Genomic DNA, 15,011 nt, shown 5'->3' with positions numbered 1-15,011 from the left:
AAAAAGAAGAAAAAATGTCCAAACAGCAAGTGCTTGGACATTTTTAAGTATTCTATATTAGAAACGTTTTGCTAATTCACGAGCATTAGCAATTGCCGCTTCTTTAATTTCTGGTGCTTTTTCAGGGTTTGCATTCATACCTTCAACTGCAATGTATTCAGTTTCATTTACACCAATGAATCCTAATACTGTTTTTAAGTGATTGCGGCCGAAGTCTACAGCTGCGTATGCTCCTTCAGAATAAACGCCACCTGTTGCTTGAATGTGAAGTGCTTTTTTGCCTTCTAATAAGCCAACTGGGCCATTTTCAGTATACTTGAATGTTTTACCTGCGATTGCTAAGTTATCTAAGTATGCTTTTACTACTGGTGGATAGCTAAAGTTCCACATTGGAGTTACGAATACATAACGATCCGCATGCATAAATGTTTCTAAGTTTGTGTTCATTGCTGCAACTTTTTGTTGTTGAACTTCAGTTAAAGTTTCAAAGCCTTCACCTGCTGCAAATTTACCCCAAGCAGCAAATACATCCGCATCGATTGCTGGTACTGTAGTGTTGAATAAATCAATTGTTACAACTTCGTCTTGTGGATGTTCGTTTTTATAAGCTTCGATGAAAGCTTCTCCTACTGCCATTCCGAAAGAACCTTCTGCTGAATTTGGATTTGCTGTAATAAATAGTACTTTTGTCATTGTATTCTCTCCCTTTTACACATCTTATCTTTAATTTGAGATTTATAATTCGAAAGTAAATAACTTACCTTATGTAAGTATAATACAAAAAGTTATGTTCAATGTCAATAAAAAATAGCTACTTTTTTTTCGTAAGTTAATAAACACTATCTTTTCAATATGTTTTTGGTGAAACAAAAAACTACCTCCACATTCCATGGAGATAGTCTTCATCATTTTCTATTTTTGAAACACACGTTTCACTTTTTCAGCTGGAATATTACTTCCGCCTCTACCTTTTACATCTTCAATCATCATTGTAATGACCATATCTGGTGAATTTAAATCAAATGCAGCGAACCAGCCTAGTTCTTTTCCTTCGGCCTCTTTTGATACTTTTAATTCCGCTGTACCTGTTTTTCCAGCAAGAGTCATTCCATCAATTTTAGCAATTTTCCCAGTACCATCTGGATCATTAATTACTTTCGTCATAGCAGTTCTTAATATATCCTGATTGCCTTTTGAAATGACATTCTCTTTCCAAACTTTTGGTTGCTTATCTGTCTTAATAATATACGGAGAAGGTATGTTTCCATCATTAACAATTGGCGCGTACGTTAATGCTAGATGGAGTGGCGTCATTAATACTTGTCCTTGTCCATAACCTGTGTCTGCCATTTGAATATCATTTTTAATCCCATCATTTGCGATTTTAGAAGCTGGGAATCCATATTCAATTGGTAATTTCTCATCGAATCCGAATTTTTTCGCTTCACTCATAAATTTATCTTTTCCGATTTTCAAAGCTTCTTGTGCGAAATAAATATTATCCGAGTATTTCATTGCCTTATCAAAATCAATCGGATTTGCATCTTTTACACGCGTTACATAATAATTACCCCAAGAAGAATCTTTTGTCCATTTTAATCCTTCAATTTTCAATTCTTCTTTTGGATCGATTGTTTTCGTTTCAAGACCGATTGCAGCTGTAATCGGCTTAAATACAGATCCTGGAACTGATAATTGTGTAAATCGATTCGTCATCGGTTTTTTCGGATCATTATATACCGCATCACGTTGCGCTTTTGACGCCCCTCTTGTAAGGGTATTTGGGTTATAAGCTGGTGTGCTCACTAGTGCAAGTGTTTCTCCAGTCTTTGGATTAATTGCTGCACTTGACCCTACCTCATTTTTCATTTCATTATAAATTTCGCTTTGAACTGCACTGTCAATCGTTAAAGTTACATTTTCTCCATCAACAGCATCTGTTTTTGCTAAATTTTTAATTTCTTTTCCTTGTGCATCTTCTATGAAGACACGGCCGCCTTTTTTACCGCGTAGCTTTTCTTCCAGTACTTGCTCTAAACCAGCTTTACCTACTGGATCATCTGCTTGATAGCCTTTTTTTTGTAGCGTTTTTAAATCTTCAGCATTCACTTTTCCAATATAGCCAGTAAGATGTGCTGCTTCTTCTCCTAATGGATATGAACGAATATTGACTGGTTTTGTTGCAACACCCGGTAAATCTATGTACGTATTTTGTGTTGCTCCTTCAGGCAATATTCCCATTGGTACAAGGTAATTTGGTTTTACCCATTTAGCTGCTAGTTTTTGATCAATTTCTTCTACAGACATATTTAGCAACTTCGCTACCGTTTCTTTCGTTTGCGGAGCAGCATCCCCTAACTGTTCAGGAATCAATCCGATTTCAGAAGCTTTACCATTTACCGCAAGATATTTACCATTGCGGTCATATATTTCTCCACGTTTTGGCTCTGTCGTTTGCATGCGCACTTTACTATCTTTTGTCATCCCTGGGAAGATAAAATCAGGAGTCCAATCTATTTTCCAAGATTCTTTATCTCCATCTTTTTCTTTCACCATTTTTGCTTCATGACCAAAAGTGATTTTACCGCCAACTGTATCCATACTTACTTTAAAAGGAACAGGACCTTCATCTTTTTTATCTTCTTTTACTTCCCCTGTTTCTACTTTTAAATCTTTCACTTCAATGCCAGCATAAATTTTTTCATATTTCTCAGTGAAATCTTTCTTTGAAATATCTTTTTTTGCCTTTTCTGATAATTGATCATACATTTGTGCAAATTTTTGTTTATTCCATGCTTTTGCATATGTATCAAACGCTTCTTGTGGTTTTTCTTCTTTACCACATCCAACTAACATGAATGTTAAGCAAAGAAAAAGAATCCCCCATATCTTTCTCAATCGATTCTCCTCCTCTTTCTACATCAATACTTTAGAAAATATTAGCATTTTTACATGCTACCATTCATTATAGCACTATCGAATCTCATCTATAAACCTATATTGATGGATACAAATAAAAAGATTGATGCGAATATTCACATCAACCTCTATTATTATTGTTGCTTTTCATATACATGATAATAGTACGTATACGGATTTTTTTCATCCGTTAACCCTTTTTCAACAAAAATTTCTTTCCAATTTGCCATATCGATTTCTGGGAAGAATGTATCTCCTTCAAATGCATGATGAATTTTTGTTATATATAACTTGTCTACGTATGGTAAAAAGAGATCATAAATTTGCGCTCCGCCAAAAATAAAAATCTCTTCTTCATTTTTGCATAGCTCAAACACTTCTTCTACAGAATGTGCTACTTCACAACCTTCAACATGATACCCTTCATTACGAGTTACAATGATATTACGTCTTCCAGGCAGTGGTCTACCAATCGCTTCATAGTTTTTTCTTCCCATAATAAGCGAATGACCCATCGTTGTTTTCTTTACATATTGTAATTCACTCGGTAAACGCCAAGGTAAATTATTATCTTTACCAATTACTCTATTCTCGTCCATTGCGACCATAAATGAAACTATCATCTTTTCATCTCCTCTACAATTACACTGCAACCGGTGCTTTAATTGCTGGGTGTGGATCATATCCTTCAATCGTTAAATCTTCCATTTCAAATTCAAACACAGATTTCACATCTGGATTTAATGCAAGTTTTGGGAACGGACGTGGTTCACGTGCCAATTGCTTTTCCACTTGCTCAAAATGATTCGTATAAATGTGTGCATCTCCAATTGTATGAACAAATTCTCCCACTTCAAGTCCGCATTCATGTGCAATTAAATGTGTTAGTAGTGAGTAACTTGCAATGTTAAATGGAATTCCAAGGAATATGTCACCACTTCTTTGATATAACTGACAAGAAAGTTTGCCATCCGCTACATAAAACTGGAATAGCGTATGACAAGGTGGTAATGCCATACTTGGTACATCTTCAGGATTCCAGGCAGAAACAATTAGGCGACGGGAGTCTGGCGTTTTTTTAATCATTTCAATTACATCTTTTAATTGATCAAGCGTCTCACCAGCTGTCGTTTTCCAGGCACGCCACTGCTTTCCGTATACATCTCCTAAATAACCATATTTATTCGAGAAATCATCATCTTCTAAAACGTTCTTTTTAAACAATTCCATTTGCTCATCGTACTGCACTTTAAATTCCTCATCTTGTTGTGAGCGAAGACCGAAATCAGTCATATCAGGACCAGTATACTCATCGCTTTCTACCCAGCTCTTAAATGCCCATTCATTCCAAATATTATTATTATGCTGCAATAAATAACGAATATTTGTATCACCTTTCATAAACCAAAGCAGTTCACTTGCTACAAGGCGAAACGGCACTCTCTTTGTCGTTAATAAAGGAAAACCTTTACTTAGATCAAAACGCATTTGATATCCAAATACAGATACAGTGCCTGTCCCTGTACGATCTTCTTTCTTCGTACCATGCTCCATTACATGGCGGCATAAATTTAAGTATTCATATTCAGCATGTTTCATATGTAGTAAAACCTTCTTTCAATCTTATATGAAATTTATCATAACATGAAAAACAGTGAATTAAATAATCCTAATGAATAAAAATATATTTCTATATAAACAGAATTCTACTTCAATATATTTTTACAAAATGTAAATTTATAATCACCTGATCCTAAATCCCTTCCAACGTCATGTTCTGCTTTCCATTTTGTTTCGTCTATCCGTAATGTAGCGCTTGTATTAGCTGGTACAGAAATATATAAAAAGGCTTGTTCCTTTTCTACACGCCACTCAATCTTAATTTCTCCATAAGCTGTCTCACGTTTTACTTTAACCCATTCTATATTCGAATCAAAATGTGGTTGTACATAAAAATGTTTATATGCAGTTTTTGTCTCATCCATTTCTAATCCAATAATATATCGGTATATCCATTCAACAATAGAGCCATATGCGTAATGATTATAAGAATTCATGCTATCATTCCAAAGTGTTCCATCCTCTTTCACGCCATCCCAATGTTCCCAAATCGTTGTGGCACCTTTTTTCACTTGGTATAACCATGATGGATAATCTTCATAAAATAGAAGCTTACAAGCAAGGTCATGCCGGTTAAACTTGCTTAATATTAAATTCAAATACGGTGTTCCTATAAAACCTGTTGTTAAATGATTTTTATTTTCTTTTAATAGCTCAATTAAGCGATTAAATACTTTCTCATTCACATCATCTTTCACTAGTTCAAAAAGAAGTACTAATATGTGAGCTGTTTGTGTATTTGAAATTAACCTACCATTTGGTGTAACGAATTCATTTTGAAATGCTTGAACAATATTCCCATGTAACTCTGCATATAATTTAGCATCTGTATTTTCACCTAAAATCTCAGCAATCCTTCGTAAAAGCGATGTAGAATAGGCATAATAAGCTGTCGCAATAAAATGCTTGTCTGTTCCGCCTTCATATACATCTGGTTTCGTATCTAATGCGAGCCAATCCCCTAAATGATAGCCTGTATCCCATAAATACTCGTTCTCACCTTGTGAACGTATGTAATCTATATACTTCTTCATACTGTCATATTGTTCTTTTAAAATCGATACATCTCCGTAATGTAAATAATGAACCCACGGGCATATAATTGCTGCATCGCCCCAACCACCAGAAGTATGTAAATCAAAATCCGCTCTTTTCCCAAAAGCATCTGGAATAACTAAAGGCACAGCTCCATTAACATTTTGATCTAATGATAAATCTTGGAGCCACTTTTTAAAGAATAATTGTACATTCATAATTTGCGTAGCTGTCCCAATGAACATTTGTGCATCTCCGGTCCATCCAAGTCGATCATCTCGCTGCGGACAATCTGTTGGCACATCAAAAAAGTTCCCTCTTTGAGACCATTCCACATTATGATGAAGTTGATTGATTAATGGATTAGACGTTTCAAATTCAGTCGCTTTTTCCATATCCGTATGTAATACAACCCCTTCAAAATCTGCTATTTGAGGTGGCTGGGTTAATCCACTTATTTTCACATACCTAAAGCCTTGATATGTAAAATGAGGTTCAAACGTTTCCTCTTCTTCTCCTTTTGCTATATACACTATTTTTTGTTTTGCCTTTCGGAGATTTCCGGTGTAAAAACTACCGTCTTTATTCAATATTTCAGCATGATGCAATTCTATCTTTTGGCCAATATAAACATGACGGACTGTAAATTGAACCCAACCTACCATATTTTGCCCCATATCAATGAGCCATTCGTGATTCGGTAGTTTTGAAATAGAAATCGGTTTAATAATTTTCATTTTACGAATTGCTTCGTTTTCTTGCGCAACAATTATTTGTTTGGAATGCTCAATTACTTCAACATCTTCTAGCCCTTGCCTACTTTCTTCTATCCTAGCGTCGTAAACCTCCCCTTCATAAATTTCTGAATACAAAATTGGGCTTGGAGTTACCTTCCATGTTTCGTCTGTTACAATTTTTTCTTTCGTTCCATCTTCATACGTTATATGTACTTGAGCAATTATCACACGTCTTCTACCGTAATAATTACGTACATGATGCATGGTAAGTGGTCCCTTATACCATCCATTACCTAGCAGAACCGAAATAGTATTGTGCTCACCCTTTAATAAATGCGTTATATCATACGTTTGATACAGTACTCTCTTATCATAACTTGTCCATCCAGGGGTAAAATAACAATCTCCAATGCGCTCTCCATTTATAGAAACCTCGTATAATCCTAAACTTGTGATATATAAACGCGCTTTTTTAACTACTTTTTTAATAGTAAAATTTTTATTAAAGGACATAACTTGCGCTCGTTCTTTTTTCGCGGCAATCCAGTTCCCGCTCCAGTTATCTTGCCCTTGTAATCCAGTCTCCCAAAATGCTACTTCTGACCACGATGATTCTTCTCCGTAATTATCCCATACCTTTACCCGATAAAAATAACGCGTTTCCGCTCTGTATGAAAATGAATTGATTGGTATATGTAAACTTTGATCTGTTTCTACTTTTCGCGAATCAAACATTATAATTTCAAAATCTCTATCTTTCGCAACCTGCAATTGATAAGCAAGTTGTTTTACATTTCGGTTACTCGACTCAAGCAGCCAACTCATTTTAACAACTTTTGAATCTATACCTATCGGATTTTTTTTATTGTCGCAAAGCACTCTCTTTATTGTTAGCACACTTCTTCACCATCTTTTCTATATCTTAATTTAAATTAATTATAATAAAATTAAAATTCTAAATAAATAATAACTTTATTCATTCTTACAAAATTATTAACTTTCCAAATTTATAAAGGTTTTCATTTTCTATTACCGAAAGTATAGTGCGGTAGGATAAAATTTATATTTGGAGGTTAGAAGTATGTCTAAAATTGAAACTCCTGTTATGACTTCTTTACAAACAACGGTTGAAAAAATGATGAAGGATTTAAATGTTCCTGGCACTGCTATAGCTGTTATAAAAGATGGTGAAGTCATTATTTCAGAAGGATTTGGCTATCGTAATATAGAGACAAAAGAGGCTGTTACACCGAATACTCGGTTCGCAATCGGTTCCTCAACGAAAGCTTTTGGTACACTTTCATTAAGCTTGTTAGCACAACAAAATAAGTTTAATTGGGATACTCCTGTCCAGACTTATATACCTAACTTCTCTTTATCTGAACTACTTGCTAGCTCACAAGTTACCGGACGAGATTTAGCTTCTCATCGAACTGGTGTAAGCCGTCATGAGGCTCTTTGGTATAGCTCTTCCTTATCTCGAAAAGATCTCGTTGAAAAAATAAAATATTTACCACTTGATGCTCCGTTTCGTACAGCATTTCTTTATAACAACTTAATGTATGCGACAATTAGTTATATTGTAGAAAACATTACGAATCAAACATGGGAACAATATGTTGCAGAACATATTTTAGATCCTTTAAATATGGATCAAACAAACTTCTCTGTTACAGACTCACAAAATACAGATGATTATGCATTACCTTACGTTGAAAATGACGGTAAACTAAAAGAAGTTCCATTCCATAACATCGATACAGTCGGCGCTGCTGGGTGTATTAATTCTACAATTGAAGATATGGCAAATTGGGTCCTTCTTCACTTAAACGAAGGGAAATTTGGAGATCATGAATTAATCTCCTCTGAATTATTACAACAAATGTATACACCACATAATTCCATTCCAGATCAACCAGTTTTATCACTTCCGGAATCTCCATTAAATAGTTACGGTCTTGGTTGGTTTATTAGCGCTTACCGTGGTAATAAGGTAATTCATCATGGCGGTAATATTGATGGGTTTTCAGCACTTGTTTCATTCATACCAACAGAAAACATAGGCCTTGTTATTTTAACGAATGCTGGAGGCACATTACTACCTACTTATCTCGCTAATCAAATTTATGACGAACTACTTGAAGTAGAATCCATTGATTGGCATAAACGTGCTGTAGAAGATACTGAAAAAATGAAGGAAATGATGAAAGAAGCAACTGAATCCATTCCTGAACAAATTGAAGGGACTACACCTTCTCACAGGTTAGAGGATTATACCGGTACTTTCGAGCATCCTGCATATGGAACATTACAAGTATACAAACGAGATGATTCGTTATATGTACAATTTATGGAGATGGATATTCAATTAGCTCATCATCATTACGACATCTTCTCTGCAAAAGTTGATTTATTCCAAATGAAAATGAGTTTATTATTCGCTTATGAAATGAATGTAAGTGGTGAATTCCCATCCCTTCAGTTACATGTACCAGCTATGTTAAGTACGCAGCCGCTTGTATTTAAGAAAATTAAATAAATATTTTAATAGAGGGAAGATAACACTTCCCTCTATTCCCCTTTTCTCTATGCAAAAAAAGGATAATACGTAAAGGATACAGAATTCTATTATTCAACTAATTAAATTACCAGGAGGAAAAGCTGTGTATACAGAAATTTTCAAAGAAATTGTTTCGATCACTCATCACGATTATTCAGGTTGTATAGATAAGAAAGGATGGGACGATCCTACTACATATTTACAGACAGTCGAGAAACTAGAGAAACAAGGAGAACTAACACCAATACAATTTACTGAAATTGTACGTGATTACTTACTAGACTTTAAAGATAATCATATGTTTTTCAAAATGAACTCTAACAATCAACCACTTAACAGTGCTGGCTTCCAAGTGAAAAGATACGAAGACCGCCTATATATTACATCCACTTCACAAGAAATAAGAGTGAAAAAAGGGCAGTCTATTCTAGCATTAGATAATATGAAAATCCCTGAGTTAATAATAAAATATAGGAAATATTTAAATGCGAATACATATGAACGTGAAAAATGGGATTATGTTTTATTACAATCATCAACTTGTACACTTATAAATGAAGATGGCGTAATCGAAACCATTACTTTACAAAAGTATAAACAAAATGAATACACGCCTATTTATTCATTTAAACAGCATAATAAAGACACACTCTTAATTACTTTGACTGATTTCGCAAATACTGAAGCGATTAATAAATTATTAGACTCACACAAAAATGAGCTTAATTCTTTTCCGAACTAAATTATTGATGTGCGTTTGAATCGTGGTGGAAGTGATGATGCATTTTTTAAATTACTTCCTTACTTATTCGAAGACAAAGAGATCTCCCTTTTAGATCCTTCAGATACAATGCAATTAAATCATACAGAACGAAACTTTCATTTACGTATGAAAGACATCAAAATGGAAGATTACGATTCTTTAGACGAACTTTCCAAATTATTCACTGATATATTTATTCAAGATTTAAAAAAGAATTATAAAAAAGGATTCGTTACATTTGATACTTCTGAGTTACCAAAAGAACTTCAATCATTAAAAATACACGGGAGAAAATCACCTAATAGAGTAGTTATATTAACAGATGTTACATGTGGAAGTTCTGGTGATTCTTTTGTAGAAGTTGCAAAAAAATCATTGAAAGTAAAAGTAATAGGTCGTCCTACTGCTGGTTTAAATGATTATTCTAATTTAGCGGTAATGGAATGGGCTGATACATTCGCACTTTACTACCCTACTTCACGGCTCTCTATTATAGATAAAGGCGAAGGAATGTCCGGAATTGGTATACAGCCGCATATACATATCCCGTGGACTCCGGAACATATACAAGAAGATGTTGATTTAAAATTAGCATTACAACTGCTTCAAAACGAAGAATGGTAAAAAATAAAGGTAGATGTGAATCACACCTACCTTTTCTATTTCATCTTAATCTTCTCTGGTTGAAACCAAATTGGCTTTAATGACTCAAAGTCTTTATGATCTTCTAAAACGATAGTAAGACGCTCTAACGTATCCTCTAACATATGTGGTGCTGCTCGTAAGGACCACACAACTGATGAGAAAACTGTCATGCCAACGTACACCGCATATAAGTTCCAGAACTCCTCTGGTATTCCCCCATTAAAGTAGCCTTCTATTTGTCCGATTGAATACGGAATACTAATGTCTCTTGCAAATAGTGCAATTTTTACGAAATCATGAAGTGGGTCACCCCAATCATAACCATTAAAATCAACAACACCTACATATTTCGCATCACGTACAATTATATTCTCTAAATGAAAATCATCGTGTTGAAATCGATTTGGGCGGTTCTTTAAATATATTCCATTTTCGTCTATAAACTTTATGATTTTATCATCATTTTTTATTTTTATTCCACATGTTTTATATGCCTCTACATATTTTTGATTTTTTTCCATTGCTCTTTCATACCATGGAAGGATATCCTTAGGAGCTTCATATGTATGCATTTTTGCTAAATCTTTTCCTGCTTCTATACCAATATCATATTGTTCTTTTGGTGTATATGTAGGCAATAGTTTCTTCGCATCTTCCCCTTCTAAATATGAAAAAATACCATAGCATAAATCTTCCTCTGCCAATAAACCCATTTCAATTGGTTTTTGAGCTTGCACACTACGTTTTTGCATTTCATTTAAAATTTGAAACTCTATTTTCTTTCTTTCATACTCTTTTATATCGCCTGTCCGTAATAAATATTTTTCATTATTCGCTTTCGTAATGATATATTTCTTATCAGGTGAGAAACCTTTAGAAATTTCTTCAATATTAACTGCATCTTTTACTATCTGTATATTGTTTTGCCATGCTGTAATTGTTTTCATTTTTATTCCCCTTACATTTCTACATTTGGTGTATACGCTACTTCTACAATAAACCCATTCGGATCTTAAAAAGAAATGGACTCCTCTAAATCCAATACCCAAAATTCAATATGATGAATAGCTGATTGAAGTGTATTCATATTAAGAATATGCCCCTTGTACTATTTGCACAATTTCCATTGGTGTATTGACCATGTAATCTGGTGCATCTTTTTTCACTGTTTCAATAACATCATATCCCCAAGATACCCATATTACATTCACCCCAGCCTTTTTACACGCTGCTACGTCTCGCTGTTCGTCACCGACGTATAACATATCTTTCTCTGTTATCTTTTTCGATTTTAAAAATCTTTTTATCATTTTATCTTTACCGAACAAATTTTTAGAACAATATACCTCTTGTATATTTTCTATATCATTATTGTGTAAAAATGCCCGAATATGCTCTTCTGAGTTAGAAGATATAACGGCAATTCCGTATCCTTTTTTATGCAGTTCATCTAATACATCCTTCATCCCATGAAACAAAATAAGATCTTTTATAGCGGGTTGATACAATTTATAAAACTCCAGCGCTAATATCGGTAGTTTATACAATGGTACATCAAGTTGTTTACATCTCTCTGGCATCGTTAATTTACGTAAATACTCAATTTCTTCTTCCCTTACCGTTTTATATCCGTGCTTTTCAGCAATTTGATTATAAATTGGTACAAATATATTTTGTGAATCTACTAATGTGCCATCAAAGTCAAAAACAATATATTTTTGCATCCCCATACTCCCTTTGCTTCTTTTTCTAAACCTATCTTATTCAACACCGTAGTTGTCTAAACCTTCTATATACATAAAAAAGAACAAGATTTTCTCTTGTTCTTTTTAAGAAAGCCACTTTGGCGGTATATTCGTATTCCAATAAATATTCCCTAATTCATGGTGTCCTGAGTACCCATCATCAAAACGGTGATAGTGGAAATTAAAATAATAACCATCTTGCGGTGGATGATCTCTTCTTACATGAAATCGCAATAAGTCATTTCCTGATTTCGTGTCATACACATGAAAAATCTTTTCATTATTTCCGCCAGCTGGTCTTTGAGAAATCGCTAATGATTGCAATGACTCCTCTGGCACATCACTTGCAAGCTCAGCAATTGCCTCTTCAATTTTCGGTAATATTACATCTTTAAACTCATCTTCAATTACTGGACCAATTTTAGTGCCAAACTTTTGCATCGACTGCTTCTCTGCTTCTTGCATTGCGTACGTAATAAAAGTATCAGTGGTTAACCTGTCATTCGTTTCTTCATATGTATAGGACGTACTCTCCAAATTTTGTTGCCCAGCTGTGCTCGTAGGCTTGTCCGCAGCTTTGGCATTATCAAGCAATATGGAAGGAGGCGTCACTAAACCAAATGTAAATACGGTAATTAATGCGACTAAGGTTTTTCTAAACCAATTTGGCATGTATGTTCCCTCCCCTTTCACTCATTATATTTTATATAACGGTTGTTCCTTCTATTATACAAAATGATTGTAATTTTTGCACTTTACAATTTTGTTAACGTTCACATATTTTTCACTTGAATATGAAATTGTAAGATTTCATACAATATAAATACAACAACAATGAGGAGGCAATCCGATGACTTTAGATGTCATGTATTCCGCCGCAAGCATACTCGTTTTGGTATATTTTCTTTATCAATGTGTAACAGATTAAAAAAAGAGCCATTTTTCGGCTCTTTTTCTATGGTAAAAATACAATCCAACCAATCCATACTATAAAAATAATCCCGGCAATTACAGCTAGTAATAAATCAAAATGAGAAAGTATAACTATTCCATACAAAAGCAGTACTGGAAGTAATAAATAGCGATCGGCCTTCCATCTTAACAATAATAATTTTCCTTCATCACAATATAGATGGAGAAACATTTTTTTCGTAAATTCATTCCAATAATCGCGCGCATAACGAGAAATTCCAACTAAAGCAAATGCAAGAATAATAGCTGCAATCCACCTCGGACTCATAATAATACTGACGGTGCTTATACATACAATTTGAATATAAAATATTCGTGCACTACTTGTACGGAAAAATTCTTTTAAAAAGGATTCAACAATACGAGATTCCTTTTTCTTCCCTAAAAACTTTTTAGAACGCGGAAACATCCACGGTTTTTTATTCGAACTACTCGGTTTAGCTGTATGACCACCAACTTGCATAATCCCACTCGTCCAGCGCATACTTTCTTCTTTCTCTTTCTCAACTTCTTTAAAAAAGCAATTTTTATAATTCCATTTTTCTTTTATCAACCCGATAATTAGAAAAACTGCTAGACCGATACTTAGTATAGAATAAACTGGATTTGTATAAATAAGAAACAGACTCAATCCAAAAAAGGTTAAACTTATAGAAAAAATTACATTTTTTATAATCCACAGTAGCCATCGTTTCCCCACACGTACATGAATAAATCTCGTTAATAACGACAACAGAAATCGAAATACAGTAAAAAATAGCCAAAATAATACGACTTGTATTTTCGTCACTCCGATACTTTTCATCAACACTGGTAACATAGTAACTACTACTATTACATTCGTTATAGCTATTCGAATAAACGTATATGTCATACCATACTGGATTAACTTTTGCATGTGAGCGGGATACGAAATTAAAAATAAACTATCTGCTTGTTCAAAAAATGAACGAACTCCTCTTGAATATGTAATCACATAAAATGCGAATAGACCTAATCCGAAATAAACTGTCTCTCCCATCGATAATTCTTCTATCCATAGTGAACGATAATAAATCCCCATAAATATAAGTGCTGGAATAATAATATATAGCGCAACTGTCCAATCAGTTATAGAACGTATGGACTTCCATTTACGCCTCAGTTCATGACGCAATCTTTTATAAAATTGTTGTTTAATCATGCTGTTCACGCCTTACGATTACATCAAAGCAGTCTAATAATGAACTCCCTGGCATTTCTACTAACGCTTGGATAGATTCTAGATTTCCATCTGCGACTAATGTACCTTGTGAAATGAGTAAAAATCTCTCACAAATTCTTTCAGCTGTGTCTAATACGTGAGTACAAAGTAATATACCTGCGCCACGTTCTTTTTCTTTATATAAATAACTTAAAAACTCTTTCGTAGCTACTGGATCTAAACCGATAAAAGGTTCATCAATGATATAAAAATCTGGTTCAGTTAAAAATGCCAAAATGAGCATCGATTTTTGTTTCATACCTTTTGAAAACTTTGATAAATACTCATGTTTATGTTTATCCATTCGAAACATATGTAATAACTCTTCTGCTTTTCTTTCCCAGCTTCCTACTTCGTTCTCGCGAGCAGCCATTAATAGTTCGATATGTTCCCAAAGCGTCAAATAATCATAATATGTCGGGTGTTCCGGCACGTATGCATAAGGATTTTTCTTTTCACCAAATGATATTTCACCATTCATATTTACAAGTAAACCGAGCATCGTTTTAATCGTCGTACTCTTCCCGGCACCATTCGCACCAATAAGTGCAACTAATTCACCTTTTTCAATTGAAAAGGCAATATCATGAATTGTCTTTTCCCCTATATCATATCCGGCAGAGCGAATATTCACTTCTAACATACATTCCCCTTCTTTCCATTTCCAATACAATCAAGGAAAAGAATAACATATAACTATCTATATATCATTATGAAATATTTATTTTCGTAGCAGGAATACATACTTTTTAATAGAATATTTAATGTTTGA

General features: G+C 34.0%; 11 protein-coding genes and 1 pseudogene. 2 read left to right on the top strand and 10 right to left on the bottom strand.

The window, feature by feature from the left end; translation table 11 throughout:
- Positions 1-57: 57 nt before the first annotated feature.
- The 5 genes from ACU8YW_RS10805 to ACU8YW_RS10785 form a co-directional block, all read right to left on the bottom strand.
- Positions 58-693: an FMN-dependent NADH-azoreductase gene (locus ACU8YW_RS10805; protein WP_048541201.1), complete on the bottom strand. Its 636-nt coding sequence runs from the start codon at positions 691-693 to the stop codon at positions 58-60.
- Positions 694-912: 219 nt separating this feature from the next.
- Entirely contained in the window at positions 913-2,898 is a 1,986-nt protein-coding gene (gene pbpC, locus ACU8YW_RS10800) for a penicillin-binding protein 3 (RefSeq protein ID WP_426933701.1), read from the bottom strand.
- 155 nt (positions 2,899-3,053) lie between these two features.
- A complete protein-coding gene (locus ACU8YW_RS10795) occupies positions 3,054-3,542 on the bottom strand; it encodes a dihydrofolate reductase (protein WP_061679531.1) in 489 nt (162 codons plus the stop codon).
- 19 nt (positions 3,543-3,561) lie between these two features.
- Positions 3,562-4,518 (bottom strand): thymidylate synthase, encoded by a 957-nt coding sequence (locus tag ACU8YW_RS10790; RefSeq protein WP_088063252.1) that lies wholly within the window; start codon positions 4,516-4,518, stop codon positions 3,562-3,564.
- Positions 4,519-4,625: 107 nt separating this feature from the next.
- Positions 4,626-7,208, bottom strand: a complete 2,583-nt coding sequence (locus ACU8YW_RS10785; protein ID WP_088609129.1) for a family 78 glycoside hydrolase catalytic domain — start codon at positions 7,206-7,208, stop codon at positions 4,626-4,628.
- Between the two features lie 184 nt (positions 7,209-7,392).
- Between ACU8YW_RS10785 and ACU8YW_RS10780 the strand changes: the two genes are divergently transcribed.
- Positions 7,393-8,850, top strand: a complete 1,458-nt coding sequence (locus tag ACU8YW_RS10780) for a serine hydrolase (protein WP_426933702.1) — start codon at positions 7,393-7,395, stop codon at positions 8,848-8,850.
- Positions 8,851-8,974: 124 nt separating this feature from the next.
- Positions 8,975-10,258, top strand: a pseudogene (locus ACU8YW_RS10775) (S41 family peptidase).
- Between the two features lie 35 nt (positions 10,259-10,293).
- Here the strand turns inward: ACU8YW_RS10775 and ACU8YW_RS10770 are convergent.
- The 5 genes from ACU8YW_RS10770 to ACU8YW_RS10750 all read right to left on the bottom strand — a co-directional run bounded on the left by ACU8YW_RS10770 (position 10,294) and on the right by ACU8YW_RS10750 (position 14,882).
- A complete protein-coding gene (locus tag ACU8YW_RS10770; RefSeq protein WP_088609126.1) occupies positions 10,294-11,226 on the bottom strand; it encodes an aminoglycoside phosphotransferase family protein in 933 nt (310 codons plus the stop codon).
- Between the two features lie 141 nt (positions 11,227-11,367).
- Positions 11,368-12,003, bottom strand: coding sequence for an HAD family hydrolase (locus ACU8YW_RS10765; RefSeq protein ID WP_141540980.1), 636 nt, complete (start codon positions 12,001-12,003; stop codon positions 11,368-11,370).
- A gap of 105 nt (positions 12,004-12,108) precedes the next feature.
- Entirely contained in the window at positions 12,109-12,696 is a 588-nt protein-coding gene (locus ACU8YW_RS10760; RefSeq protein ID WP_001134418.1) for a YpjP family protein, read from the bottom strand.
- Between the two features lie 283 nt (positions 12,697-12,979).
- Complete coding sequence (locus tag ACU8YW_RS10755; protein ID WP_088609125.1) at positions 12,980-14,179, bottom strand: ABC transporter permease; 1,200 nt, start codon at positions 14,177-14,179, stop codon at positions 12,980-12,982.
- Positions 14,172-14,882, bottom strand: coding sequence for an ABC transporter ATP-binding protein (locus ACU8YW_RS10750; protein ID WP_088609124.1), 711 nt, complete (start codon positions 14,880-14,882; stop codon positions 14,172-14,174). Before ACU8YW_RS10750 ends, ACU8YW_RS10755 begins: the two co-directional genes overlap by 8 nt.
- Positions 14,883-15,011: the final 129 nt, after the last annotated feature.

The sequence above is a fragment of the Bacillus pretiosus genome, from assembly GCF_052947655.1.
The sequence above is the reverse complement of the archived record's forward strand: the minus strand, read 5'-3'. Positions and strand labels throughout refer to the sequence as shown.

Bases quoted from the DNA above. Each gene is read 5' to 3' on its own strand.
- ACU8YW_RS10770 (WP_088609126.1), bottom strand. From the start codon at position 11,226: ATGAAAACAATTACAGCATGGCAAAACAATATACAGATAGTAAAAGAT.
- ACU8YW_RS10760 (WP_001134418.1), bottom strand. From the start codon at position 12,696: ATGCCAAATTGGTTTAGAAAAACCTTAGTCGCATTAATTACCGTATTT.
- ACU8YW_RS10755 (WP_088609125.1), bottom strand. From the start codon at position 14,179: ATGATTAAACAACAATTTTATAAAAGATTGCGTCATGAACTGAGGCGT.
- ACU8YW_RS10750 (WP_088609124.1), bottom strand. From the start codon at position 14,882: ATGTTAGAAGTGAATATTCGCTCTGCCGGATATGATATAGGGGAAAAG.
- ACU8YW_RS10765 (WP_141540980.1), bottom strand. From the start codon at position 12,003: ATGCAAAAATATATTGTTTTTGACTTTGATGGCACATTAGTAGATTCA.
- ACU8YW_RS10805 (WP_048541201.1), bottom strand. From the start codon at position 693: ATGACAAAAGTACTATTTATTACAGCAAATCCAAATTCAGCAGAAGGT.
- ACU8YW_RS10790 (WP_088063252.1), bottom strand. From the start codon at position 4,518: ATGAAACATGCTGAATATGAATACTTAAATTTATGCCGCCATGTAATG.
- ACU8YW_RS10780 (WP_426933702.1), top strand. From the start codon at position 7,393: ATGTCTAAAATTGAAACTCCTGTTATGACTTCTTTACAAACAACGGTT.
- ACU8YW_RS10795 (WP_061679531.1), bottom strand. From the start codon at position 3,542: ATGATAGTTTCATTTATGGTCGCAATGGACGAGAATAGAGTAATTGGT.